The organism is Streptomyces sp. NPDC005774, from assembly GCF_042871645.1.
In the GTDB taxonomy this organism is placed as follows: Bacteria; Actinomycetota; Actinomycetes; order Streptomycetales; family Streptomycetaceae; genus Streptomyces; species Streptomyces pratens.
The window spans coordinates 1-23,976 of the sequence record NZ_JBIAIV010000047.1 but is presented as its reverse complement, the minus strand read 5'-3'; the positions used below and the strand labels follow the sequence as shown (position 1 = coordinate 23,976).

The following is a 23,976-nucleotide window of genomic DNA, read 5'->3' as shown; positions in this document are numbered from 1 at the left end:
CGTCAACTCGGATGTGCTCGGTGTGTTCCGGTGTCCGGCTTCAGCCGCTTCACCAGCGTGTACTCCGTGATGCCCGGCGGGTAGTCCGGGATCACGCAGACCACCTCGTAGCCGTGCCGCCGGTAGAACCTCGGGGCCTGGAAGTCCCAGGTCTCCACGCGGGAAGAGCGGCAGCCGCGCCGGCCGGCGGCGATGCGTTCCGCCGTGGACAGCAGGAGGGTGCCCAGGCCCGCTCCGCGGTGGCGTTCGTCGACCCAGAGGTAGGTCACGTGCAACCAGGTCGTCCAGGTGTGGCCGACCAGGCCGCCCGCCAGATCACCGGCCGGGTCCGATGCCCACACGTGCAAAGGGGACTCGCGTTCGTCCGGGGTTCCTCGCAGCGCCCGCAGCACCGGGGACGCTGCCGTGTTCGTGTCCCTCAGCCTCCTGCGGAGCAGATCACGTCGGTCCTTGTCGACTTCTGTCTCAAGACGAAACATGCGGCTCACCATAAACGCGCAGGAGCGCCAGTTCTGCAAATAGCCTTCCACTCCCGGCCCTCGTCCGTACTCTGTTGAACAGCGCCGGTGGGGGCCGGCGCCGTTCAGGGGGCGAGACACTCGGGTACGCGATCCGGGGCGGGGCGGCGGTGACGTACGGCGGCGGCCGGGCGGCTCCGGGCGGCCCGTCCCGGGAGCGGTGGCTCCGGTGGTTCCGGTCGGGTTCCGTCGGTCCGGGACAGGGCTCCGGCGTCTTACCCGTGCGAGTGTCGGTGTCGTCTTCCGGCGACGGGGTAGTCCCCTGCTCTGCAGAGAGCATGGGGAAGGGGGTTTCGTGCAACGTATCCGAGTGCTGGTCGTCGACGACCATCGCATCTTCGCCGAGTCGCTCGCCGCGGCCCTGGCCGCCGAGCCGGACGTCGAGGTGTCCGCGGCGGGCAGCGGACCGGCCGCACTGCGGTGTCTGGAGCGGGCGGCCGCCGAGGGGCGGCGGTTCGACGTCTTACTCGTCGACGCCGACCTGGGCGGCACAGTGCCGTCCGGCCCGTCCGCCGTACCGGCGCGAGCGGGCGACGAGGACGGCATCGTCGATGGGATGTCCCTGGTCACCGGGGTGCGCTCGGTCCAGCCGCGGGTACGGATCGTGGTGCTCGCCGAGAAGGACGACCCCCGTCGTGCCGCGCTCGCCCTCCAGGCCGGTGCGGGCGGCTGGGTCGCCAAGGACTGCTCGTTGAGCCGGCTGCTCACCGTCATCCGGGGGGTGCTGCGCGACGAGACGCATCTGCCGCCCGCCCTGCTCACCGGCGTTTTGCGCGAACTCACCGCCGCCCGCAAGCACCGCACCGAGAGCGAACAGCTTGTGGAGTCCCTGACCCCGCGCGAGCGGGAGGTGCTGCGGTGCATGGTCGCGGGACTGGGGCGCAAGGCCGTCGCCGAGCGCCTGTACCTGTCCCCGCACACCGTCCGTACACACATGCAGAACGTGCTCGGCAAGCTGGGCGTGCACTCCACCCTCGCCGCCGTCGCCCTGGCCCGGCGGGCGGGTGTCGGACCGGCCGACCTAACCGGGGATGTTGTCGAACGGGGCAGTCAACCGGCGTAGCAGGCCCGCCAGTTCGCCGCGCTGGGCGCGGGAGAGCTCGGCGAGGATCGCCCGCTCCTGCGCCAGCAGCCCGGCCAGCGCCTTGTCCCCGCGGTCCTGGCCCTCGTCCGTGAGCCGGACCAGGACGCCACGCCGGTCGTTGGGGTCGGGCAGGCGCTCCACCAGACTCTTCTTGGTCAGGCGGTCGATGCGGTTGGTCATCGTGCCCGAGGTGACCAGTGTCTGCGTGAGGAGCTGCCCAGGCGAGAGCTGATAGGGGGCGCCCGCGCGGCGCAGCGCGGTCAGGACGTCGAACTCCCAGGGCTCCAGCCCGTGCTCGGCGAAGGCCAGCCTGCGGGCCCGGTCCAGATGCCGGGCGAGCCTGCTCACCCGGCTGAGCACCTCGAGCGGTTCCACGTCGAGGTCCGGGCGCTCCCGGCGCCATGCTGCGACCAGCCGATCGACCTCGTCCTCCATGACGATCAGTGTAGTGGTTGTGTCGACGTGAAGTCTCTTGACGTCAAGAGGATTGCTGTCGAGCCAGTAGGTGCGGGACGCTGGGTATCCGTCAGCCCGTTCGTCGGCCGACTCCAGGAGGTTCCATGCCCGCGGTCACCGATCCCCGGTGGGACCCCGCCCAGTACCTGCGTCACGCCGGTCACCGCACCCGGCCCTTCCTCGACCTCCTTGCGCGCGTCCCCGGGCTGCCCGGCGACCCGCCCCGCATCGCCGACCTCGGCTGCGGCGCGGGCAACGTCACCGCGCTGCTCGCCGAACGGTGGCCCCGCGCCCGCATCACCGGCTACGACAACTCGCCCGAGATGCTCGACCGTGCCCGCACCGACCACGAGGGTCCCACCCCCGGCGGCGGCCGGATCGACTTCGCCCGCGCCGACGTCCGCACCTGGACGCCCGAGCCCGGCCGGCCGTGCGACCTGATCGTCAGCAATGCCACCCTGCAGTGGATCCCCGGTCATGCGGACCGGTTCGCCGACTGGATCGCCGGACTCGCCCCCGGCGGCACCCTCGCCTTCCAGGTGCCCGGCAACTTCGACGCCCCCAGCCACGTCCTCATGCGCGAACTCGCCCACTCCCCGCGCTGGGCCGGCCACCTCGACGGCGTCCTGCGGCACACCGGCGCCGTGCTCCGTCCGGAGGCGTACCTGGAGCGACTGACCGGCCTCGGCCGCACCGCCGACGTGTGGGAGACGACGTACGTCCATCTCCTCCAGGGCGAGGACCCCGTCCTGGACTGGGTCAAGGGGACCGCCCTGCGGCCCGTCCTCACGGCCCTCGCCGACGACCCCGGGGCGAGCGACAGCTTCGTCGACGAGTACCGCACCGCCCTGCGCACCGCCTACCCGGCGGGCCCGCACGGCACCCCGTTCCCGTTCCGGCGCGTTTTCGCGGTGGCCCGGAAGGCTGGATGACCCCGCTCAGGGTGTGCGGCCCAGGTGGGTGACGAGGATGTGGATCACGTCGTCGTCGATGATGTACAACACGCGGTAGTCACCGACCCGCAGGCGGCGGGCTGACGGCCCGTAGGCGGCGGAGTTGGCGGGGCGGGGCTCCTTGGCCAGGGTGTCGACGGCTTCATAGACGGCGGCCAGTCCGGCCGGGTCGTCCTGGAGGAACCGCACAGCCGCATTGGTGGCGTTCGGCTCCCAGATGATGCGGTAGGTCACGGCCGTAGTCCCAGCATTCGTCCGACCTCTTCGTGCGGGACGCCCTCGCCGAGCGTGCCTTCGGCCCTGCGCCGCTCGTATTCGGAAAGTGCCAGGGCGTCTTCGAGATCCTCTATGACGTGTGGTGATACGAGCAGAGCCGCTACGTGTCCGTGGTCCGTGAGAGCGATGGTCTCGCGGCTGTGGGCAGCGCGGCGGACCAGGTCGCCGAGCTGGGCGCGGGCTGTACTGATCGTGATCTCGGTCATGACCACATGGTGTCACAAGGTTAATCTTCCGACATCATGGTTCAGTTCTTCCGGTGACCGATCAGCCGCGGCTTCTGCTCCAGGCCGTCCAGGCCGTGCCAGGCCAGGTTGACCAGGTGCGCGGCCACCTCCGACTTCCTCGGCTTGCGGACGTCCAGCCACCACTGGCCGGTCAGCGCCACCATCCCGACCAGCGCCTGCGCGTACAGCGGAGCCAGCTTGGAATCGAACCCGCGGCTCTTGAACTCGCGGCCCAGGATGTCCTCCACCTGGGTGGCGATGTCCGAGATGAGGGAGGCGAAGGAACCCGTCGACTGGGGGATCGGGGAGTCCCGGACCAGGATGCGGAACCCGTCCGTGTACTCCTCGATGTAGTCCAGCAGCGCGAACGCCGCCTGCTCGCACAGCTCCCGCGGATGGCCCGCGGTCAGCGAACTCGTCACCATGTCCAGCAGACGTCGCATCTCGCGGTCCACCACCACCGCGTACAGGCCCTCCTTGCCGCCGAAGTGCTCGTACACCACCGGCTTGGAGACCCCGGCCTTCGCCGCGATCTCCTCCACCGACGTGCCCTCGAAGCCCTTCTCGGCGAACAAGGTGCGGCCGATCTCCAACAGCTGCTGACGGCGCTCCGCGCCGGTCATCCGGGTGCGGCGGGCGCGCCGCGGCTTGTCATTGCTCGAGGTGCTGCTGGAGTCGGTCGCCACGGCGACCATCATGCCGCCTCGGCCGTCTTTCGCCCGCGCCGGGAGCGGCCTTCCCCGGTCTCACGGCGCGAATCGATACGCGAGCGTGACGGCCAGCGCACGTCGTACGCCCAGCCCAGCATCTCGAACCAGCGGATCAGCCGGGCGCTCGAATCGATCTGCCCCCGCTCCACACCGTGCCGCGCGGACGTCGGATCGGCGTGATGCAGGTTGTGCCAGGACTCGCCGCAGGACAGCACCGCCAGCCACCACACGTTGCCCGAACGGTCCCGCGACTTGAACGGCTGTTTGCCCACCGCGTGGCAGATCGAGTTGATCGACCACGTCACATGGTGCAACAACGCCACCCGGACGAGTGACCCCCAGAAGAAGCCCGTGAACGCGCCCCACCAGGACATCGTCACCAGACCGCCGATCAGTGCCGGCAGCGCCAGCGACACCCCCGCCCACAGCACGAACTGGCGGGAGATCGCACGCAGTGTCCGGTCCTTGATCAGATCCGGCGCGTACCTGTCCTGCGGAGTCTGCTCCTCGTCGAACATCCAGCCGAGATGAGCCCACCACAGGCCCTTCAACAACGCCGGCAACGACTCCCCGTACCGCCACGGCGAATGCGGGTCGCCCTCGGCGTCCGAGAACTTGTGATGCTTGCGGTGGTCCGCCACCCAGCGCACCAGCGGACCCTCCACCGCCATCGAACCCGCCACCGCCAGGGCGATCTTCAGCGGACGCTTCGCCTTGAACGAACCGTGCGTGAAATGGCGGTGGAAACCGATGGTGATGCCATGGCAGCCCAGGAAGTAGAAGAACACCAGCAGGCCGAGATCCAGCCAGCTCACCCCCCAGCCCCAGGTCAACGGCACCGCCGCCAGCACGGCCAGGAACGGAACGATGATGAAGGCCAGCAGCGCGATCTGCTCGATCGAACGCTTGCGCTCCCCGCCCAGCGTGGCGGAGGGGGCGGCTGCGGTATCGGCGCCGGTGCCGGAGGGCGGCGGCTTCTTCGAGGCTTCGTCGATGACATCAGGATGTGAGGTCATGCGTGTCCCTTGTGGGGTATGAGGGGTGAGGGCGGTACCGGACCGCCGGAACCGAGCAGCATTTCCTACGGGACCGTAACCTACGGCATCGTAAGTATGGCAGTGCGCGGCCCGGCGGCACGAGCCCACGAACTCGCGCATCCCGGCCGACACCTATCCTGGGAACCGGTCGGACAGCGCGGTCCGCTCTGAGTACCTACTTCCCGGATACCCGGCCCGTATGCGGTGCCAGCCGCCCACAGACGCCGTCCGGGCCCTCCAGACCAGCTTCCACACTGCAAGGAGCCGCACCTGTGAGCAGTGCCGACGACCAGGCCGTGTCCACGGCGACCACGAGCAGCGAACTGCGGGCCGACATCCGCCGACTGGGTGATCTCCTCGGAGAGACCCTCGTCCGCCAGGACGGCCCCGAACTCCTCGACCTCGTCGAAAAGGTCCGCCGACTCACCCGCGAGGACGGCGAGGCCGCAGCCGAACTGCTGCGCGGCACCGAACTCGACACCGCCGCCAAACTGGTCCGCGCCTTCTCCACCTACTTCCACCTGGCGAACGTCGCCGAACAGGTGCACCGCGGCCGTGAGCTGCGCGCCCACCGCGCCGCCGAAGGCGGACTGCTCGCCCGCACCGCCGACCGCCTCAAGGACGCCGACCCCGAGCACCTGCGCGAAACCGTGCGACACCTCAACGTCCGCCCGGTCTTCACCGCGCACCCCACCGAGGCCGCCCGCCGCTCCGTCCTCAACAAGCTGCGCCGCATCGCCGCCCTCCTCGACACCCCCGTCATCGAGAGCGACCGGCGCCGCCTCGACACCCGCCTCGCCGAGAACATCGACCTCGTCTGGCAGACCGACGAACTGCGCGTCGTACGACCCGAACCCGCCGACGAGGCCCGCAACGCCATCTACTACCTCGACGAACTGCACGCGGGCGCCGTCGGCGACGTCCTCGAGGACCTCACCGCCGAACTCGAACGCGTCGGCATCACCCTCCCCGACGACACCCGCCCCCTCACCTTCGGCACCTGGATCGGCGGCGACCGCGACGGCAACCCCAACGTCACCCCCCAGGTGACCTGGGACGTCCTCATCCTCCAGCACGAACACGGCATCAACGACGCCCTGGAGATGATCGACGAACTCCGCGGCTTCCTCTCCAACTCCATCCGCTACGCCGGCGCCACCGAGGAGCTCCTGAGCTCCCTGAAGGCCGACCTGGCCGCCCTCCCCGAGATCAGCCCCCGCTACAAGCGCCTCAACGCCGAGGAGCCCTACCGGCTCAAGGCCACCTGCATCCGGCAGAAGCTCGAGAACACCAAGCAGCGCCTCGCCCAGGACACCCCCCACCAGAGGGGCCGCGACTACCTCGGCACCGGCGAACTCCTCGCCGATCTGCGGATCATCCAGACCTCCCTGCGCGAGCACCGCGGCGCCCTCTTCGCCGACGGCCGCCTCGCCCGCACCATCCGCACCCTCGCCGCCTTCGGCCTCCAGCTCGCCACCATGGACGTACGCGAACACGCCGACGCCCACCACCACGCCCTCGGCCAGCTGTTCGACCGGCTCGGCGAGGAATCCTGGCGCTACACCGACATGCCCCGCGACTACCGCACCAAGCTCCTCGCCAGGGAACTCCGCTCGCGCAGGCCCCTCGCCCCCACCCCCGCACCCGTCGACGCGGCCGGCGAGAAGACCCTCGGCGTCTTCCGGACCGCCAAGCGGGCCCTGGAGATCTTCGGCCCCGAAGTCATCGAGTCCTACGTCATCTCCATGTGCCAGGGCGCCGACGACGTCTTCGCCGCCACCGTCCTCGCGCGGGAGGCCGGGCTGATCGACCTGCACGCCGGCTGGGCGAAGATCGGCATCGTCCCGCTGCTGGAGACGACGGACGAACTGAAGGCCGCCGACAGCATCCTCGAGGACATGCTCTCCGACCCGTCCTACCGGCGCCTCGTCGCGCTCCGGGGAGACGTCCAGGAAGTCATGCTCGGCTACTCCGACTCCTCCAAGTTCGGCGGCATCACCACCAGCCAGTGGGAGATCCACCGCGCCCAGCGCCGACTGCGCGACGTCGCCCACCGCTACGGCGTACGCCTGCGCCTCTTCCACGGCCGCGGCGGCACCGTCGGCCGCGGCGGCGGCCCCACCCACGACGCCATCCTCGCCCAGCCCTGGGGCACGCTCGAGGGCGAGATCAAGGTCACCGAACAGGGCGAGGTCATCTCCGACAAGTACCTCATCCCCGCCCTGGCCAGGGAAAACCTCGAACTCTCCGTCGCCGCCACCCTCCAGGCGTCCGCCCTGCACACCGCACCCCGCCAGTCCGACGAGGCCCTGGCCCGCTGGGACGCCGCCATGGACGTCGTCTCCGACGCCGCCCACGCCGCCTACCGCCGGCTCGTCGAGGACCCCGACCTCCCCGCCTACTTCTTCGCCTCCACACCCGTCGACCAGCTCGCCGACCTGCACCTCGGCTCCCGCCCCTCCCGCAGGCCCGACTCCGGCGCCGGCCTCGACGGACTGCGCGCCATCCCCTGGGTGTTCGGCTGGACCCAGTCCCGCCAGATCGTCCCCGGCTGGTACGGCGTCGGCTCCGGCCTCAAGGCCCTGCGCAAGAGCGGCCTCGACACCGTGCTCGACGAGATGCACGAACAGTGGCACTTCTTCCGCAACTTCATCTCCAACGTCGAGATGACCCTCGCCAAGACCGACCTCAGAATCGCCCAGCACTACGTCGACACCCTCGTCCCCGACCACCTGAAGCACGTCTTCGACGCGATCAGGGCCGAGCACGAACTCACCGTCGCCGAAGTGCTCCGCGTCACCGGCGAGCCCGGACTCCTGGACGGCACGCCGGCCCTCAAGCAGACCCTCACCATCCGCGACGCCTACCTCGACCCCATCTCCTACCTCCAGGTCGCCCTGCTCAAGCGCCAGCGCGACGCCGCCACCGCCGGCGACCAGCCCGACCCGCTGCTCGCCCGAGCCCTCCTCCTCACCGTCAACGGCGTCGCGGCGGGCCTGCGCAACACCGGCTGACCCCGAAGCCGCCCACGGCGAAGGGTGCCTCCGGGCCGTACTACGGCCCGGAGGCACCCTTCGCCGTTCCGCACCGGAACCGCGGGGGCCCGGCCTCACACCACCAGGAACGCCGCCGTCACCAGCGCCACCCCCGACAACCCCATCACCCACGCCATCCGCGTCCGCAGCAGCCCGCCCGCCACCACCACCGACGCCAGCATCAACGCCCCGCCCAGCGGCACCCACGCGTAAAGAATCCCGGCGGGACCGGAACGGACCCCCTCGGCCCCGCCCGGCTTCATGACGACGGTGTACGTCCGCCCCTTCGCCACGGCCGCGTTGTTCTCCAGCACGACCTCCGCCCGCGGCTGCGACCCGGGCGACACCGGCGTGTACGCCCCCTTACAGGTCCGCTCACCACAGGACGTCACCGCGACCGCGCCCCGCTCCCGCCCCTTCGTCAGCATCGCGTACTGCGCCGTGCCCCACGACGCCCACACACCCGCGATCAGGATCAGCACGGTGACCGCGCCCATCGCCGCGAACCGGCCGAAACGCAGAGCGGCGGACGAACCCCGGGAGGACGAGACGGCTGAAGGCATGGCCGAGATCCTTGGCCATGCCCTTGCGGTCGGTCAACTCCGTGGAGGGATCCACACCCACTCGAAAGACGTACGCACGCAGGAGTCGGCTACACACTCAGAACCGGCTACACGCCCAGGAGCCGGGAACCCACGAGCCGTGAACCCCTCAGGAGTTGTACGTGCCCTGTGCCCGCTCCAGACCGTCGAGCACCAGACACTCCACCGCGTCCGCCGCCCGGTCCACGCAATAGTCCAGCTCCTTGCGCTCCGCCGACGAGAAGTCCCGCAGCACGTAGTCCGCCACCTGCATCCGCCCCGGCGGCCGCCCGATCCCGAACCGCACCCGGTGATAATCCGGACCGAACGCCTTCGTCATCGACTTCAGCCCGTTGTGGCCGTTGTCCCCGCCCCCCAGCTTCAGGCGCAGCGTCCCGTAGTCGATGTCCAGTTCGTCATGGACCGCCACCACATGCGCCACCGGCACCTTGTAGAACTCCCGCAGCGCGTTCACCGGCCCGCCCGACAGATTCATGAACGACGTCGGCTTCGCCAGGATCACCCGCCGGCCGGCCGGGCCCGGCGGCCCGATCCGCCCCTCCACCACCTGCGCCTGAGCCTTCCCGGCCCGCTTGAACCGGCCCGAGATCCGCTCCGCCAGCAGGTCCGCCACCATGAACCCCACGTTGTGCCGGTTCCCGGCGTACTCCGGCCCCGGATTGCCCAGCCCCACGATCAGCCAGACAGCCGCCGCATCGGTCGTCACGTCCCTGTCTCCTTCATCCACGTCCACGGCCACGCCCCGTGCTCGCCCCCATACACGCGTCGGCCGCTGCCCCCGCACGGGAACAGCGGCCGACGCGTAGGAAGACTACGAGAAGGATCAGGCCTGGGCGGCCTCGTCCTCGTCACCCTCCGCGGCCTCCTCGGCCTGCGCGGCCAGCACCTGCAGCACCACGGTGTCCTCGTCCACCGCCAGCTTCGCACCGGCCGGCAGCACCAGGTCCTTGGCGAGAATCGTGGCGCCGGCCGACAGGCCCTGCACCGAGACGCTCACGCCGTCCGGGATGTTCGTGGCCTCGGCCTCGATCGGCAGCGTCGGAATGACGTGCTCCAGCAGGTTGCCGCCCGGAGCCAGCTCACCCTCGGCAGTCACGTGGATCTCGACGGTGACCCGCTCGCCCCGCTTCACCATCAGCAGGTCGACGTGCTCCAGGAAGCCCTTGATCGCGTCACGCTGCACGGCCTTCGGGATCGCCAGCTGGCTGCCCTCACCGTCGATGACCAGATCGATCAGCACGTTCGGCGTACGCAGCGCCAGCAGCAGCTCGTGGCCCGGCAGGGTCAGGTGCAGCGGATCGATACCGTGCTCGTACACCACGCCCGGAACCTTGCCGTCGCGACGGATACGACGCGCCGCACCCTTGCCGAACTCACTGCGCGTCTCCGCGTGAATCTTCACCTCGGACATGCTCACCACTCCTCGAAGTCAGAAACCGTTGGGGATACCCCCCGCTCCATGGAGCTTGGGGAAGGTCACCCGGCCACGAACGGCCTGCTACGAAGAGCGCGTCGATTACGGACCGCCGTACTCCACCCCTCACGGAGCGGTACGGCCTCCCTCGCCGAGCAACTGGAGCAGTCTACTCGGACAGGGAGGCCGTACCCAAAACGATCAGCCGGGACGCAGGAGAACCCCGCAGGAGAACCCCGGAGGAGAACCCCGGAGCAGAACCCTTACTGCTCGTCGAACAGGCTCGTCACCGAACCGTCCTCGAACACCTCACGCACCGCACTCGCGATCGTCGGCGCGATCGACAACACCGTGAGCTTGTCCAGATCGGCGCTCAGCTCACCCGGGGTCGGCAGCGTGTCCGTGAACACGAACTCGCTCACCCGCGAGTTCTTCAGCCGGTCCGCCGCCGGACCCGACAGCACACCGTGCGTCGCCGTCACGATCACGTCCTCCGCACCGTGCGCGAACAACGCGTCCGCCGCGGCGCAGATCGTGCCACCCGTGTCGATCATGTCGTCGACCAGGACGCACACACGGCCCTTCACCTCACCGACCACCTCGTGGACCGTGACCCGGTTCGCCACATCCTTGTCCCGCCGCTTGTGCACGATCGCCAGCGGCGCACCCAGCCGGTCGCACCAACGGTCCGCCACCCGCACCCGGCCCGCGTCCGGCGACACCACCGTCAGCTTCTCCCGGTCCACCTTCGCACCCACGTAGTCCGCCAGCAGCGGCAGTGCGAACAGGTGGTCCACCGGACCGTCGAAGAAACCCTGGATCTGGTCGGTGTGCAGATCCACCGTCAGCACCCGGGTCGCACCCGCGGTCTTCATCAGATCCGCGATCAGACGCGCCGAAATCGGTTCACGCCCCCGGTGCTTCTTGTCCTGCCGCGCGTAACCGTAGAACGGCACGATGACAGTGATCGACCTCGCCGACGCACGCTTCAACGCGTCGATCATGATCAGCTGCTCCATGATCCACTTGTTGATCGGCGCAGTGTGGCTCTGGATGAGGAAACAGTCGGCACCACGGGCCGACTCCTCGTACCGCACGTAGATCTCGCCGTTGGCGAAGTCGAAGGCCTTGGTCGGAACGACCCCCACACCCAGCAGGTGGGCGACCTCCTCGGCAAGCTCGGGGTGGGCCCGGCCGGAGAAGAACATCATCTTCTTCTGGCCGGTCGTCTTGATCCCGGTCACAGCACTATCTCCTCAGAGGTGTCGCAGAAACTCGCGGCTCGAAGGCGAGAGACCTCTCGGAAGGCGCGCGAGAGGTCATCTCACCTGACGGGATGCGGATGTGCACTTATCACGATACGACGACTCTGGCGCACCGCTTTCCGGTCAACCCTCCTCGGCCGACCCCCGGACAGCCTCCTCCGCAGCCTTCGCGGCAGCACTCCCCGGACGCTTACGAGCCACCCAGCCCTCGATATTCCGCTGCTGCCCACGGGCCACAGCCAACGAACCGGGCGGCACATCCTTCGTGATCACAGAACCGGCAGCGGTGTAAGCACCGTCCCCGACCGTGACAGGCGCCACAAACATGTTGTCGCAGCCGGTCCGGCAGTGCGACCCGACCGTCGTGTGATGTTTGTCCTGTCCGTCGTAATTCACGAACACACTTGCCGCACCGATGTTCGAGAACTCGCCGATCGTCGCATCCCCCACATACGACAGATGCGGAACCTTCGTCCCCTCACCGATCGACGCGTTCTTCGTCTCCACGTATGTGCCGATCTTGCCCTTGCGCCCCAGCCGCGTCCCCGGACGCAGATACGCGTACGGCCCGACGGTGGCCTCCGGCCCGATCTCGGCACCCGCCGACACCGTGTTGTCCACCCGTGCGCCGGCACCCACCAGGGTGTCCGTCAGCCGGGAGTTCGGACCCACCTCACACCCCTCGGCAAGATGCGTCGACCCGTGCAACTGCGTCCCCGGATGCACCACCACGTCCTGCCCGAACGTCACCGAGACATCCACCCACGTCGTGGCGGGGTCGATGACGGTGACCCCGGAGAGCATGGCGGCGTTCAGCAACCGGTCATTGAGGATCCGCCGCGCCTGAGACAACTGCACCCGGTTGTTGATCCCCGCGATCTCCCGGTGGTCGACTGCCACCGACGCACCCACCCGGTGCCCCGCCTCGCGCAGGATGCCGAGGACATCGGTGAGGTACTCCTCGCCCTGGCTGTTGTCCGTCCGCACCCGCTTCAGCGCGTCCGCCAGCAACCGGCCGTCGAACGCGAACACACCCGAATTGATCTCCCGGATCGCCCGCTGCTCCTCGGTCGCGTCCTTGTGCTCCACGATCGCGGTCACCGCACCCGAGGCCGCGTCGCGCACGATCCGCCCGTACCCCGTCGCGTCCGGCACCTCGGCCGTCAGCACCGTCACCGCGTTCCCGTCCGCGGAATGCGTGGCCGAAAGCCGGCGCAGCGTCTCACCGGTCAGCAGCGGGGTGTCACCGCAGACCACGACCACGGTCCCGTCCACGGAACCGCCCAGCTCCTCCAGCCCCATCCGCACCGCGTGCCCGGTGCCGTTCTGCTCCGCCTGCACCGCGGTACGGGCGTCGGGGGCGATGCCGGCGAGGTGCGCGGCCACCTGCTCGCGGGCGTGCCCCACCACGACGACCAGGTTCTCCGGCTCCAGCTCACCGGAGGCGGCCAGCACATGACCCACCAGGGAACGGCCACAGAGGTCGTGCAGGACCTTCGGGGTGGCCGACTTCATACGGGTGCCCTCACCCGCTGCGAGAACGACGACGGCTGCCGGGCGATTGGCGCTCACAAGGATGCCCTTCGGCTGTAAGTGGGGAGGGGACATCCGCAGGATACCGGGGTGGTCGTGGGTGGACATGAGTGCGGGCCCCGACCTGGAGGTCGGGGCCCGCTGGCAGCTCCGCCGCTAGGACTCGAACCTAGACCGAACACCTCCAAAGGGTGCCGTGCTGCCAATTACACTACGGCGGATTGCTGCATCAGACCTTACCGGAGCCTGGCGAGCTGCCAAGGACGATTCCGTTCCACCAGCCCTCGATCCGGCGGTACAGATCCGCGCTCTGCAGGACTCTGATCACCAAGCAACCGCGATAGTCCTCGCCCACGTTCTTGCGGACTGTCTTGGGATTGTGCTTCTTGATCGTCGTCTTCTGGAACTGGCAGACGTCGGTCCCCACCAGGCCGGCCCAGTACCTCTCAGCACCCTCGACGTCGGCTGTCACGTGGATCATGACCCGGTACCGCAGGCGGTCGCGATCCACGTCCAACAGGTCCAGCAAGCCAGGAAGATGCGAATCACGCCGGGGTCGCTGTTGACGAACTGCACGCTTTCACGCCTGGCGTAGGGCTTGTCCTTCGATTCAGCCCAGTAAAGGGCGATACCAGTGACGAGCAGCTCGCGTGCGGTCATGGTGCCGATCTCCTCGGCGGCAGCCGTCTTCGTCCGTTGTCGCTTCTCGTCCCGCACCGTCAGCTCATGTTCCCAGCGCTTGCGCGCAGCCAGTTTGGCCTGTTCGGTTGGGTCGCGCCGTTCTGGCTTCGGCAGATCCCGTACCCACAGCGAGATCGAGCCCTTGGAGCAGCCCAGTTCCATCTCGATCTGGTCGTAGGTCCAGCCCTGGAGTCGCAGTTCACGCGCCCTGGCCCGCAGGTCGTCCTTGGCGCGCGGGCGCTTCGTCCACTGCGGTGGCGGTTCGCCCTTCACCAGCCGGTTGAGGATGTCGTTGTTGTGGATCTTCAGCTCGTCGCGGATCTGCCGGAGGCTGTAGCCCGCCCGTCGCAGCGCCACCGCCTGGTCCCGCAGTCCGTCGAAGTCGGCGTATTTGCCTGGTGCGTGTGTCACATGCATACCGTCCGGGCGGAATGTCTGCTTCCGGGGTCGAACGGTGTGCGGTTCAGTAGTTCGAGGGATTTCGGGGCGTATCGCGGCCGAACGGTCACGGAACGTGGTGGGGGTCGGTCGGGGAAACTCCCCGGAAAACCGGCACCGGGCGCCCGTAGGCTGGAGGCATGACCACGACGGGGGAAGATGATGTGACGGCTCGTGGAGGGCCGTGGTGGTGGGACAGGCGGCGCAGTGCCGTGCTGGATGTGGGCCTTGCGGTGGTGTCCGCGCTGGAGTGCGGGCTGGAGGGAATTCCGTTCGCGCGGGACGCGGGGATCCCGGTGGCCGCGGGTGTGGTGTTCGGGTTGCTGGCAGGTTCGGTGCTGCTGGTGCGGCGGCACTGGCCGATCGCCGTGGTGCTGGTGGTGATCGCCATCACGCCGGCCCAGATGGGTTTCCTGATGGGCCTGGTGGGCCTGTACACGCTGGCGGCGTCGGAGCTGCCGCGCCGGATCATCGCGTCGCTGGCGGGGATGTCGCTGGTGGGGACGTTCATCGTGACGTTGGTGCGGGTGCGGCAGGACATGGTGCGGGGGGAGTTGGACCTGGGGGACTGGTTCCTTCCGTTCGCGTCGGTCACGACGTCGTTGGGGCTCACCGCGCCGCCGGTGCTGCTGGGGCTGTATGTGGGGGCGCGGCGGCGGTTGATGGAGAGTCTGCGGGAGCGGGCGGACAGTCTGGAGCGGGAGCTCCAGTTGCTGGCCGAGCGGGCCGAGGAGCGGGCCGAGTGGGCGCGGGGTGAGGAGCGGACGCGGATCGCGCGGGAGATGCATGACGTGGTCGCGCATCGGGTGAGTCTGATGGTGGTGCACGCGGCGGCGTTGCAGGCGGTGGCGCGGAAGGATCCGGAGAAGGCGGTGAAGAACGCCGCGCTGGTGGGGGACATGGGCCGGCAGGCGTTGACGGAGTTGCGGGAGATGCTCGGGGTGCTGCGGTCCGGTGGGGACGGCGCGGGGCGGGGTGCTGGGGCGTCGGTGCCGTTGGCGGCGGTGGGTGCGGCGGCTGCCGCGGCGGCGTCGCGGGCGGTGGACGAGGCTCGGGGGGCCGGGGGCGAGGGGCCGAGCCTGTCGGAGATCGATGAGCTGGTGGGGCAGTCGGCGGCTGCGGGGATGGTGGTGGCTCTGTCGGTGGAGGGGGAGGACCGGTCGTATGCGGGGGAGGTGGAGTCGACGGCTTACCGGGTGGTGCAGGAGGCTTTGACGAATGTGCACAAGCATGCGCCGGGGGCGAAGACGTATGTGCGGCTGGCGCATCGGGTGTCGGAGATCGCGATGCAGGTGGAGAACGAGTCGCCGCCGGAGGCCGGGTCGTCGGCGCGGTTGCCGTCGGGGGGGAACGGTTTGGTGGGGATGAAGGAGCGGGTGTCGGCGCTGGGTGGGGTGTTTGTGTCGGGGCCGACGGATGCGGGGGGTTTCCGGGTGTCGGCGGTGATTCCGGCGTCGTAGGGGGCGCGTCGGGGCGGGGTGGTGGGCAGGGCGGCCGGAGGGCGTGGTGTCCGGTGGTGCCTGGTGCCTGGTGCCTGGTGCCTGGTGCCTGGTGCCTGGTGCCCGGTGCCCGGTGCCTGCGGCCTGGTGTCCGGTGTGCGGTCAGCCTGTGGTGAGACGGGCGGGTTCGGTGCCGGTGATGAGGGCGCTGAGGCCCTGATCGATGTGGTGGCCGAGGTACCAGTCGCCGGTGTGGTCGAGGGCGTAGACGCGGCCTTCGGTGTCGATGGCGACGAGGGTGTGGGTGGCGGGGTCGGCGCCGAGGGGGCAGACGTCGGTGTCGAGGGCGCGGCCGAGGTCGCCGAGGGTACGGGCCATGTGGAGGCCGTGGAGGGGGTCGAGGTGGAGGGTGGCGGGGGCGAGTTGGCGGCCGGGGGCGGTGGGGGTGATGTGGAGTCCGCCGAATTCGGCCCAGGCTTCGACGGCGGCGGGGAAGACGGTGTGGCGGTGTCCTGCGGGTGAGGTGTGGTCGCGCAGGGTGTCGGCCCAGACTTCGGCTTGCTTGATGTCCCAGCGTCCCGGTTGCCAGCCGGCGGTGCGCAGGACGGCGGCGACGGGGTCGGGGAAGCGGTGTGAGGTTCCCCCTGGCTCGGGTGGGGCCGGGTGGTTGGGGGAGGGGGTGCGGTCGGTGCGCATCTGCCGTTCGTTCGTCGTGGTGGTGCGGCCGGTGGAGGGTGAGGGGGTGGCCGGCCGGAGGGTGGTCGAGGGGTGGGTGGGTGTCAGGGGTTGGTACGGGTCGGGTGTACGGAATCGCTCACCGGGTCGGGTCGTCCGGGGTCATCGGGGGTCGATGATGCGGACGCCGAAGTGGGTGGCGAGGGTGGTGCAGGCGCGGCAGGGTGCGGCGTAGGTGCCGTGGAGGGGGTCGCCGTCCTCGCGGATGTGGCGGGCGGTGAGTTTGGTGTGTTTGAGCGCTTTGCGTGCTTCACCGTTGGTCATGGGTTTGCGTGCGGCGCGTTTGCTGCGTGTGGCGTCGGCGGCGGTGAGGTGCCGGGAGATGAGGATCGTTTCGGCGCAGCGGCCGGTGAAGCGGTCGCGTTGGCCGCTGGTGAGGGTGTCGAGGAGGTCCTGGACGAGGGGGTGCAGGTCGGGGGGTGTGTCGCCGCGGGCGGCGGTGCCGGTGAGGGTGGCGCCGCGGATGGAGAGGGCGGCGGCGATGGTGGGCAGAATGCCGTCGCGGCGGTGGCGGAGGAGGGGGGTGCGGGCGGTGTCGGTGCTGCTCCAGCCGATGCGGGGGTCGCCGGTGTGGGGGTCGGCGGCGTGTCCTGCCGGTGCCCCTGTTTGAGTCATGTTCATGATCGCATTCCCCTCCTGTGCATCCCCCGGAAGGTCACAGGGTGCCAAATGGCGTGGCTGATGGGGAAGCTGGGGCGGGGCGACACGCCCAGGTTCGGGCGTGCTGTCACGGGAGGGTGACGTTTGGTCACGGAACCGGAGGGGTGGGCGGCCGGTGACCGGTGACCGGTGCCGTCGTACCGCATAGGCTGTTGGTGTCGCGATTCCTGCGGTGATCCGTGCGAACGACGTACGGGGCGCCGGTGGGAAGGGCGGCGGCAAGCAGTCGAAACAGACGTGACAGTCGAATACGTTCCGTAACGGCACGATGGTGGTCGGTGCGGGTCGTACAGAGTGCCGCAGGGGGCAACCGCCATGACGACAGGTCGGCTCGGGCAGAGAGCCGTGCCGCCGAATGCGGCCTATTCCGGGCAGGTAGTGCACTTCCCGGATCCGGTGCGGGCGGCCCGTCACCCGAGAGGGGTACGGGTGGACGAGCGCGGTTACCCCGATTTCTCGCCGTACGCGCGTGCGACGGTGGAGATCGCGGAGCCGCCTGAGGGATTCGGTGTCGACGAGCTGCGGCTGACGGACTACGTGTCGGCGAACGCGGCGCTCGCGGCGACCGGTCATGAGCTGTGGGGCACGGTGCCGGCGGTGGCGACGCCGCACGGCTGGACGTGGCATCACGTGGTGGCGTCGCGGCGGCTGGAGCTGGTGCCGGTCGAGGTGAAGGCGCTGCTGCGGCACCACGGTGGTGTGGTGACGTCGGGCGTGGACCAGGAGAAGCGGGGCACGCGGCCGCTGCAGGAGACGCGCCCGGCGCATTTCCGGCTGCCGAAGTCGGGGCCGGCGGTGAGCGAGGCCCAGGTGCTGAACGTCGAGGAGGATCTCGGCTACCGGCTGCCCGGCGCGTACCGGTCGTTCCTGAAGGCGGCGGGCGGTTGCGCGCCGGTGGGTACGGCGCTGGACGCCGAACTGGGCCTGCTGGTCGACCAGCCGTTCTTCACGGTGCGGGACGAGGCCGCGGTCAACGACCTGGTGTACGTCAACAAGTGCCTGCGTGATCACCTCACCAAGGACTATCTGGGCGTCGGTTTCGTCCAGGGCGGTCTGCTGGCGGTGAAGGTGCGGGGCGACCGGACGGGTTCGGTGTGGTTCTGCGCTTACGACGACGCGCGGGACGTGGATCCGTCGTGGCCGCCGGCGGAGCGGGTGGAGCGGCTGCTGCTGCCGTGCGGGGACGACTTCGACGCGTTCCTGGCCCGTCTGGCGGGGTCGCCGCCGGAGCTGGAGACGGTGGCGAATCTGATGGTGGACGGCGGCTTCGCGCAGGTCGTTCCGGTTGCTGCGGGGGAGTGAGGTCCGGCGATGGTGACGTTCGCGCAGGCGCAGGAGCGTGCGGAGGAGTGGATCAACGGGGATGTGCCGTCGTATCAGCACCGTGAGGTGCGGGTACGGGAGTTCGGACTCGGGTTCGTGGTGTGGGCGGAGGACCGCGGGGACGGGCCGCGTTCGGACGGCGGTGCGCAGCGGCTGGTGATCGCCCGGGACAGTGGCGAGGCGACGCTGTGGCCCGCCCTGGCGGTGGGCGAGGTGATCCGCCGCTACGAGGAGGAGTACGCCCGTACGGACGCGGCGGCCGAACCGGCGCCGGCGGCTCCGGCGCGGGTGGATCTGAACCAGACGTCGTTCCTGCTGAGTCCGCCGGAGTGGTTGCAGGAGGCGGCGGACCGGTTGGGGATTCCGGACCGGCGCGGGGAGACGTCGGGCGGTTCGGCCGGCACGGCCGGTGGGTCCGGTTCGGCGGGTGCGTCCGGTACGGCCGGTACGGTGAGTGCGTCCAGTGCGTCCAGTGCGTCCGGCGGCTCCGGTGCGGGTGATTCCGGGACCCCGGTACCGGGTGCGCCGGGCGCGCCGGTGGCGCCCGGGAGCGGTACTCCCTGGCCTGCTGCCGGGGGTGACTCCCCGGCAGGGGCCGGCGCGGGCACTCCGGGTGGACCGGCCGGGGCGACGCCGTGGGCCGGTACGGACACGAACGCCGGCGAGGGCGGTTCGGTGCCGCTTCCGGTCACCGTTTCCGCTCCGCCGCTGAGCCAGTCCGACGACGACACTCCGCCGCCACCGGCGTCGGCTTCGAACGCTCCGACGGCGCTGATGTCGGGGGGCAGCCGGCTGCCGCCTACGGCGCTGACACCGGCGTTCCCGGACGCGGACGCGCCGCAGACTCCTTATGGCGCGCCGGGCGGGCCGCAGACTCCGGCGGCATCGAGCGCCGCGGACATCGCCGACGCGGCGACCAGCAAGGCGGCTCCGCCGCGCCGCCCCTCGGGCCCGACGATGCCTCCTCCCCCGGGTGCCCCGGGTACGCCGGGCGTGCGCCCGGGGGGTACGCCGCCGCCTCCGTCGTCGCCCCCGTCGGGCCCCGGCGGGCAGGGCGCTCCGGCGGGCGGGTACGTACCGACGCAGATGATGTCGTCCCCGGGGTCCAACGGCCTCGGCGGTTTCAACAGCCCAGTGGGCCCGGGAGGTTCGACGGGCGGCCCGCAGCCGCCCGGTGCCCCGGCGTTCCCGCCCGGTGCTCCGCCCGCGCCGGGTACGCCGCCCGGTGGTGTCCATCACGCGGTGACGATGTTCGCCGACCCCGGCCGGCCGGGTGCCGGTGCGCCCCAGCCTCCTGGCGTTCCCGGTGCTCCTGGCGCCCCGGGGACTCCGGCTGCTCCCGGTGCCCCCGGTGCCCCGGCGGGCGGGCGGGGCACCGTGCATCACGCGGAGACCGTGCTGGCGGGCCCCGCGATCGGTGGGCCCGGTATGCCGCCACCGTCGGCCCCCGGTGGTCCGGGTGTGCCTCCGCCTCCCGGACCACCCGGGATGCCCGGCGGGATGCCGGGTGCGGTGCCGCCGGGTGTACCCGGGCCCGGCGGACCGCCGACGTACGGCTATCCGCCGCAGCCGGTCGGGCAGCCGACGGTCGGCCCCGGCTATCAGGCCGTGCTGCGCTACCGCGCGCAGGACGGTTCCGAGCAGCAGCTGATCCGGCGTTCGGCGCCGGGCACGCCGCACCCGGAGTGGCAGATCTTCCACGAGCTGCGGGCGATGAACGTGCCGCCGAATCAGGTGCTGGAACTGCACACGGAGTTGGAGTCGTGCGAGCTTCCGGGTGCGTACTGTGCGCGGATGATCCGGGAGCAGTGGCCGCAGGCACGGATCACGAACATTGCGCCGTACGGCACCGATCAGGCGAGCCGCCAGCAGGGCATGCAGCAACTGCTCGTTCATCAGGGTGAGTTGCATCAGGTGGCGGACGGGCCGGCCCGTCCGGCGCCGGTGCGCGCGCCGCTGACGCCGGTGCAACCGGTGCCGCCGGTTCCGCCGGAGGTCATCGGGCAGGAGCTGGCGGGGGCGTTCGGGACGGGGGTGTTCCGGTTCGAGCAGCAGGCGGTGTCCCGGCAGGGTGTGCCGCCGGTCGTGGCGCACACGCTGGTGGCCGCCGGACTGCCGCTGGACGTGGGTCCTTTCTTCTGGACGCAGGCCCAGCCGGGGCGTCCGGTGCCGACGCTGGCGGAGCTGGCCGTGGAACGGGGTGTGCAGCCCGCCTCGGACGCGGGCTCGTACCTCGTCATGGGCAGCGACTTCGGCAAGGCGGTCTGTGTGCAGTACGGCACGGCGAACATCGTCGCGGTGCCGGTGGAGGCGGGGCCGGGGGGTGTGCCGGTACCGCCGCAGTTCGTGAACACGGGGCTGCCGGAGTTCGCCCGCTGCCTGGCGTTGCTGGGGCGGATGTGGCGGCTGAGGTTCGGGTTGAACCAGGAGCAGGCGGGCCGCTGGACCGTCGACTTCCAGATGCAGTTGGCGGCGCTGGATCCCGCGGCGCTCGGCTCGCCGGAGAGCTGGTGGTCGGTGCTGCTGGAGCAGATGTGGGACGGACTGCTGTGAGCGGCACCCGCCGCTGACGCGAACGCGGAGGTGACGAGCCGGGCCCGGTCGGACATGCGTGTCCCGGCCGGGCCCGGCCGCGTGTGATCGCCGCGCAGCGCGTCAGCATGTCGCCGTTGCAGATCCCACCCCGATACATGGCGACGAACGCGAGCGGGCAGGGGGACGGTGGATGACGTGGTCCACCGTCGTCCGTGTCCGCTTTTGAGGTGTCGGCCCCGGCGAGGTCAACCGGCACGTGCACCTACCCGCCGCCGGACGGCTTCGCACTTGAGTCCGAGGTCGAGGGAGAGTGGTCACGGGAGAGCGGAGCCTCAAAGGGCTGCGTTCGGTTCGGGCCTCGCCGGCTGCCTCGGTGGTCACCAGGACGACATCGGGCTGAGGTGATGACCATCAGAGGCGGCGTTTTCAAGGACTTCCCTTTCTGAACCTGGATCCACCGGCTTGATGTCTGTGGACAGTTTCTCGGGGAACGAAGAAGTGCCTTGTGACCTGCGATGATGGGGTTTCTCTAGGACCACATCAGGCACGATCAGCAAGGCACTTCCGAGATGCAATCTTCCCATGCCGCAGCGGCGGTCTCATCCGCGTTCGACGACCCGAACCTGATCGCGTACGGCGGCCTGGAGCCGGTGGTGCGGCTGGCCGAGCGGTGCGGTCTGCCCGCACTGGTCGGGGAGTGCATTCGTCTGCCGGCCTCGAAGGACGGCACCGGTGCCTTCCCCGCGGCGAAAGTGATGTCGCTGGTGGGCGGCATGGTCGCGGGCGCCGACAGTATCGATGACATGCACCGGCTACGACACGGCGCGATGGGCCGCCTGTTCTCCGGTGTGCGGGCCCCATCCACGCTGGGGTCGTTTCTGCGTTCCTTCACGCACGGGCATGTGAAGCAACTGCACGCTGTGGCCCGCCGGTTCCTTCCCGAACTGGCCCGTCACGCCCCGCTGCTGCCCGGCGCGGACCAGGTCGCCTACGTGGACATCGATGACACCATCCGCCGCACCTACGGCTACGCCAAACAGGGCGCCGGCTACGGATACAGCAAGGTCAAGGGCCTAAACGCGCTGCTCGGCATCGTCTCCACACCCCTGGCCGCCCCAGTGATCGCCGCCACGAGGCTGCGCAAGGGACCATCGAACTCCGCGCGCGGGGCGGCAGCGTTCGTCGCCGAGACCATCCGCACCGCTCGCGCCTGCGGCGCGAGCGGCCTGCTGGTGATGCGCGCGGACTCGGCGTTCTACGGCGCCGATGTCGTCAACTCCTGCCGGGCGCTGGGCGCGCGGTTCTCCATCACCGTGCGGATGAACGCCTCCGTCAAGGCCGCCATCGCCCGCATCGACGAAGACGCCTGGACGCCGATCAAGTACCCCAAGGCAGTCTGGGACGAGGAGGGCCAGTGCTGGATCTCCGACGCCGAGATAGCCGAGACCGGCTACACCGCCTTCACGTCCAAACCGAAGAAGCAGCAGGTCACCGCCCGCCTGATCGTGCGCCGCGTCAAACGCCTGAGCGCCGAAGCCGTCCCCGCCGGACAGGGCACGCTGTTCGACACCTGGCGCTACCACGCCGCGTTCACCGACTCCCCGCTCTCCTTGAACGATGCCGAGCGTGATCACCGACGGCACGCTGTCGTCGAGCAGGTGATCGCGGATGTCAAGAACAGCGCCTTCGCCCACGCACCCTCCGGGCATTTCCAGGCCAATGCCGCCTGGCTCACCCTGGCAGCCCTGGCGCACAACCTGACCCGCGCCGCCGGCGCACTGGCCGACACGTTCCATGCCAGAGCGACCACCGCCGCCATCCGTGACCACCTGATCAACGTGCCCGCCCGCCTGGCCCGCTCGGCCCGCCGCCTCACCCTGCACCTGCCCGAACGCTGGCCCTGGAGCACGGACTTCACCCAACTCTTCAGCACCGTGCACGCGCCACCAGCCCTCTGACACTCCCCGACCGACCTGCCCGAAAGGGCCCGAGACCTGCGGAAAAGTGGAAAGGCTGGGCAGACCAGCAGCCACCCCACGCCCGAATCCGCAACTCAACCCCGACACGCCCTGCACGACCCCGAACCGATCACACCACAATCAAGCCGGTGGATCCGGGCTGAATCAACGAGCCCGATCGGCCCGCGTACCACCCGCGATTCACAAGACACCCGTACAGTCCTCTCCGGTCGGCCGCCCATATGTTGACATTCCTCGAGGTCAATTGAAATGTGGGTGCATGGATTTTCGTCAACTCGAGTACTTCAGAGCCGTCGTCGAGGCGGGGTCGGTTTCACAGGCCGCCAAAAATCTGAACATGACGCAGCCGCCGGTGAGCCACGCCATCGCCAAGTTGGAGCTGGAGCTCGGAGTGCGGCTGCTCGAGCGGACGGCGAAGGGCGTTCACCCCACCCAGGCCGGACTTCACCTGGTCTCCAGGGGTGAGCGTCTGATCGCCGACCGGAATCGAGTCGTGGAGACGCTGAAGCTGATGGGCGAGGGCGCGGTCGGAGACCTGCGCGTCGGCGTGGAACCCATGGTCATCAACGAGATCATCGCCGATGTACTGGCGGAGTTCCTCGAACAGGCCCCGAGCGCGCGCGTCAGCCTGGCCGATGTCACTCCCGATGTCATCGTGCAGAAGATCCGGAGCGGCGAATTGGATATGGGCTGCGTCCCGTTCGGCCCCGCGCAATTCGCTGGATTCGTCGCAGACATCTGCGATTGGTATCCCATTATGGACATCGGCATCAAGCTCGCCGTGCCCCGGTATCGTGCGCAGGAGTCACATCCTGACGGAAAAGGGTGGGGGCGCTGGATTCTGCCGTCCCGGATTCATGCCTTCTCGGGTATGCCTGACGCCGCGGAGGAAGCCCTGGCGGACGATGAATCCTTCGAAGTCCTCGAAGTCTCCACGCCACAGACGGCATTCGCTTTCGTGGCTGCCGGACTCGGGGTTGCCCCCAATGGCCATGAGTTAACGATCTACATGTGATGATCTTCGGGTGGAGCGAGCTGAGGGTGGGGCCGCGAGGCGGCTGACGGATGACGTGTCG

Annotated in this window: 21 protein-coding genes, 1 tRNA gene and 1 pseudogene; 8 read left to right on the top strand and 15 right to left on the bottom strand. The window is 69.8% G+C overall.

What is annotated here, in order from left to right; genetic code table 11:
• Positions 1 to 2: 2 nt before the first annotated feature.
• The gene (locus ACFYQA_RS31020; protein WP_388924895.1) at positions 3 to 491 is read right to left on the bottom strand and encodes a GNAT family N-acetyltransferase; all 489 of its coding nucleotides are present in this window, start codon (positions 489 to 491) and stop codon (positions 3 to 5) included.
• A 322-nt stretch (positions 492 to 813) separates the two neighbouring features.
• Here ACFYQA_RS31020 and ACFYQA_RS31015 point away from each other — a divergent pair, with 322 nt between their 5' ends.
• Positions 814 to 1,581 (top strand): LuxR C-terminal-related transcriptional regulator, encoded by a 768-nt coding sequence (locus ACFYQA_RS31015; RefSeq protein WP_388924892.1) that lies wholly within the window; start codon positions 814 to 816, stop codon positions 1,579 to 1,581.
• Here the strand turns inward: ACFYQA_RS31015 and ACFYQA_RS31010 are convergent.
• On the bottom strand, positions 1,540 to 2,037 hold the full coding sequence (locus ACFYQA_RS31010; protein WP_388924889.1) for a MarR family winged helix-turn-helix transcriptional regulator: 498 nt from the start codon (positions 2,035 to 2,037) through the stop codon (positions 1,540 to 1,542). The genes ACFYQA_RS31015 and ACFYQA_RS31010 overlap by 42 nt on opposite strands.
• A 125-nt stretch (positions 2,038 to 2,162) precedes the next feature.
• Here ACFYQA_RS31010 and ACFYQA_RS31005 point away from each other — a divergent pair, with 125 nt between their 5' ends.
• Positions 2,163 to 2,990: a trans-aconitate 2-methyltransferase gene (locus ACFYQA_RS31005; RefSeq protein ID WP_388924886.1), complete on the top strand. Its 828-nt coding sequence runs from the start codon at positions 2,163 to 2,165 to the stop codon at positions 2,988 to 2,990.
• A gap of 6 nt (positions 2,991 to 2,996) precedes the next feature.
• Here ACFYQA_RS31005 and ACFYQA_RS31000 read toward each other — a convergent pair whose 3' ends face one another.
• From ACFYQA_RS31000 to ACFYQA_RS30985, 4 genes are read right to left on the bottom strand one after another with little or no spacing between them, the layout of a single operon-like run.
• Positions 2,997 to 3,245, bottom strand: coding sequence for a type II toxin-antitoxin system RelE/ParE family toxin (locus ACFYQA_RS31000; protein ID WP_388924883.1), 249 nt, complete (start codon positions 3,243 to 3,245; stop codon positions 2,997 to 2,999).
• Entirely contained in the window at positions 3,242 to 3,493 is a 252-nt protein-coding gene (locus ACFYQA_RS30995) for a type II toxin-antitoxin system Phd/YefM family antitoxin (RefSeq protein ID WP_388924880.1), read from the bottom strand. Before ACFYQA_RS30995 ends, ACFYQA_RS31000 begins: the two co-directional genes overlap by 4 nt.
• Before the next feature lie 41 nt (positions 3,494 to 3,534).
• Positions 3,535 to 4,212: a TetR/AcrR family transcriptional regulator gene (locus ACFYQA_RS30990; protein WP_386400347.1), complete on the bottom strand. Its 678-nt coding sequence runs from the start codon at positions 4,210 to 4,212 to the stop codon at positions 3,535 to 3,537.
• Positions 4,209 to 5,240 (bottom strand): acyl-CoA desaturase, encoded by a 1,032-nt coding sequence (locus ACFYQA_RS30985; protein ID WP_388924877.1) that lies wholly within the window; start codon positions 5,238 to 5,240, stop codon positions 4,209 to 4,211. The genes ACFYQA_RS30990 and ACFYQA_RS30985 overlap by 4 nt, the downstream gene beginning before the upstream one ends.
• A gap of 293 nt (positions 5,241 to 5,533) precedes the next feature.
• Here ACFYQA_RS30985 and ppc point away from each other — a divergent pair, with 293 nt between their 5' ends.
• Positions 5,534 to 8,275 (top strand): phosphoenolpyruvate carboxylase, encoded by a 2,742-nt coding sequence (ppc, locus tag ACFYQA_RS30980; RefSeq protein ID WP_388924874.1) that lies wholly within the window; start codon positions 5,534 to 5,536, stop codon positions 8,273 to 8,275.
• 95 nt (positions 8,276 to 8,370) lie between these two features.
• Here the strand turns inward: ppc and ACFYQA_RS30975 are convergent, their stop codons facing one another.
• The 7 genes and pseudogenes from ACFYQA_RS30975 to ACFYQA_RS30945 form a co-directional block, all read right to left on the bottom strand.
• Positions 8,371 to 8,859, bottom strand: a complete 489-nt coding sequence (locus ACFYQA_RS30975; protein WP_388924871.1) for a hypothetical protein — start codon at positions 8,857 to 8,859, stop codon at positions 8,371 to 8,373.
• A gap of 148 nt (positions 8,860 to 9,007) precedes the next feature.
• Positions 9,008 to 9,604, bottom strand: a complete 597-nt coding sequence (gene pth / locus ACFYQA_RS30970; protein ID WP_388924868.1) for an aminoacyl-tRNA hydrolase — start codon at positions 9,602 to 9,604, stop codon at positions 9,008 to 9,010.
• A gap of 117 nt (positions 9,605 to 9,721) precedes the next feature.
• On the bottom strand, positions 9,722 to 10,309 hold the full coding sequence (locus ACFYQA_RS30965) for a 50S ribosomal protein L25/general stress protein Ctc (RefSeq protein ID WP_388924865.1): 588 nt from the start codon (positions 10,307 to 10,309) through the stop codon (positions 9,722 to 9,724).
• 266 nt (positions 10,310 to 10,575) lie between these two features.
• The gene (locus ACFYQA_RS30960) at positions 10,576 to 11,556 is read right to left on the bottom strand and encodes a ribose-phosphate diphosphokinase (RefSeq protein ID WP_386400356.1); all 981 of its coding nucleotides are present in this window, start codon (positions 11,554 to 11,556) and stop codon (positions 10,576 to 10,578) included.
• A gap of 144 nt (positions 11,557 to 11,700) precedes the next feature.
• Complete coding sequence (gene glmU / locus ACFYQA_RS30955) at positions 11,701 to 13,149, bottom strand: bifunctional UDP-N-acetylglucosamine diphosphorylase/glucosamine-1-phosphate N-acetyltransferase GlmU (protein WP_388924863.1); 1,449 nt, start codon at positions 13,147 to 13,149, stop codon at positions 11,701 to 11,703.
• Between the two features lie 109 nt (positions 13,150 to 13,258).
• Positions 13,259 to 13,331: transfer RNA gene (locus ACFYQA_RS30950), tRNA-Gln, on the bottom strand.
• Positions 13,332 to 13,339: 8 nt separating this feature from the next.
• Positions 13,340 to 14,202 (bottom strand): annotated as a pseudogene (locus ACFYQA_RS30945) (hypothetical protein).
• Positions 14,203 to 14,369: 167 nt separating this feature from the next.
• Here ACFYQA_RS30945 and ACFYQA_RS30940 point away from each other — a divergent pair.
• The gene (locus tag ACFYQA_RS30940) at positions 14,370 to 15,689 is read left to right on the top strand and encodes a sensor histidine kinase (protein ID WP_388924860.1); all 1,320 of its coding nucleotides are present in this window, start codon (positions 14,370 to 14,372) and stop codon (positions 15,687 to 15,689) included.
• A gap of 141 nt (positions 15,690 to 15,830) precedes the next feature.
• Here ACFYQA_RS30940 and ACFYQA_RS30935 read toward each other — a convergent pair whose 3' ends face one another.
• The gene (locus tag ACFYQA_RS30935) at positions 15,831 to 16,364 is read right to left on the bottom strand and encodes an SUKH-3 domain-containing protein (protein ID WP_388924857.1); all 534 of its coding nucleotides are present in this window, start codon (positions 16,362 to 16,364) and stop codon (positions 15,831 to 15,833) included.
• Between the two features lie 141 nt (positions 16,365 to 16,505).
• Entirely contained in the window at positions 16,506 to 17,024 is a 519-nt protein-coding gene (locus ACFYQA_RS30930) for a YwqJ-related putative deaminase (protein WP_388924854.1), read from the bottom strand.
• Between the two features lie 354 nt (positions 17,025 to 17,378).
• On the opposite strand from ACFYQA_RS30930, the gene ACFYQA_RS30925 reads away from it, so the two are divergent.
• The 4 genes from ACFYQA_RS30925 (at position 17,379) to ACFYQA_RS30910 (ending at position 23,915) form a co-directional block, all read left to right on the top strand.
• Positions 17,379 to 18,365 (top strand): SMI1/KNR4 family protein, encoded by a 987-nt coding sequence (locus ACFYQA_RS30925; RefSeq protein WP_388924851.1) that lies wholly within the window; start codon positions 17,379 to 17,381, stop codon positions 18,363 to 18,365.
• Between the two features lie 9 nt (positions 18,366 to 18,374).
• Positions 18,375 to 20,939 (top strand): SUKH-4 family immunity protein, encoded by a 2,565-nt coding sequence (locus ACFYQA_RS30920; protein ID WP_388924848.1) that lies wholly within the window; start codon positions 18,375 to 18,377, stop codon positions 20,937 to 20,939.
• A 551-nt stretch (positions 20,940 to 21,490) separates the two neighbouring features.
• Positions 21,491 to 22,879, top strand: a complete 1,389-nt coding sequence (locus tag ACFYQA_RS30915; RefSeq protein WP_388924845.1) for an IS1380 family transposase — start codon at positions 21,491 to 21,493, stop codon at positions 22,877 to 22,879.
• A gap of 280 nt (positions 22,880 to 23,159) precedes the next feature.
• Positions 23,160 to 23,915 (top strand): LysR family transcriptional regulator, encoded by a 756-nt coding sequence (locus tag ACFYQA_RS30910; RefSeq protein WP_388924842.1) that lies wholly within the window; start codon positions 23,160 to 23,162, stop codon positions 23,913 to 23,915.
• The last annotated feature ends 61 nt before the right edge of the window (positions 23,916 to 23,976 follow it).

Excerpts from the sequence above, each read along its gene's own strand:
- ACFYQA_RS30975 (WP_388924871.1), bottom strand. The coding sequence starts at position 8,859 with ATGCCTTCAGCCGTCTCGTCCTCCCGGGGTTCGTCCGCCGCTCTGCGT.
- ACFYQA_RS30910 (WP_388924842.1), top strand. The coding sequence starts at position 23,160 with ATGGATTTTCGTCAACTCGAGTACTTCAGAGCCGTCGTCGAGGCGGGG.
- ACFYQA_RS30990 (WP_386400347.1), bottom strand. The coding sequence starts at position 4,212 with ATGATGGTCGCCGTGGCGACCGACTCCAGCAGCACCTCGAGCAATGAC.
- ACFYQA_RS30965 (WP_388924865.1), bottom strand. The coding sequence starts at position 10,309 with ATGTCCGAGGTGAAGATTCACGCGGAGACGCGCAGTGAGTTCGGCAAG.
- ACFYQA_RS30920 (WP_388924848.1), top strand. The coding sequence starts at position 18,375 with ATGGTGACGTTCGCGCAGGCGCAGGAGCGTGCGGAGGAGTGGATCAAC.
- ACFYQA_RS30915 (WP_388924845.1), top strand. The coding sequence starts at position 21,491 with ATGCAATCTTCCCATGCCGCAGCGGCGGTCTCATCCGCGTTCGACGAC.
- ACFYQA_RS31005 (WP_388924886.1), top strand. The coding sequence starts at position 2,163 with ATGCCCGCGGTCACCGATCCCCGGTGGGACCCCGCCCAGTACCTGCGT.
- ACFYQA_RS30935 (WP_388924857.1), bottom strand. The coding sequence starts at position 16,364 with ATGCGCACCGACCGCACCCCCTCCCCCAACCACCCGGCCCCACCCGAG.
- ACFYQA_RS30930 (WP_388924854.1), bottom strand. The coding sequence starts at position 17,024 with ATGAACATGACTCAAACAGGGGCACCGGCAGGACACGCCGCCGACCCC.
- ACFYQA_RS30925 (WP_388924851.1), top strand. The coding sequence starts at position 17,379 with ATGACGACAGGTCGGCTCGGGCAGAGAGCCGTGCCGCCGAATGCGGCC.
- ACFYQA_RS30940 (WP_388924860.1), top strand. The coding sequence starts at position 14,370 with ATGACCACGACGGGGGAAGATGATGTGACGGCTCGTGGAGGGCCGTGG.
- ACFYQA_RS31010 (WP_388924889.1), bottom strand. The coding sequence starts at position 2,037 with ATGGAGGACGAGGTCGATCGGCTGGTCGCAGCATGGCGCCGGGAGCGC.
- ACFYQA_RS31020 (WP_388924895.1), bottom strand. The coding sequence starts at position 491 with ATGGTGAGCCGCATGTTTCGTCTTGAGACAGAAGTCGACAAGGACCGA.
- ACFYQA_RS30995 (WP_388924880.1), bottom strand. The coding sequence starts at position 3,493 with ATGACCGAGATCACGATCAGTACAGCCCGCGCCCAGCTCGGCGACCTG.
- ACFYQA_RS30985 (WP_388924877.1), bottom strand. The coding sequence starts at position 5,240 with ATGACCTCACATCCTGATGTCATCGACGAAGCCTCGAAGAAGCCGCCG.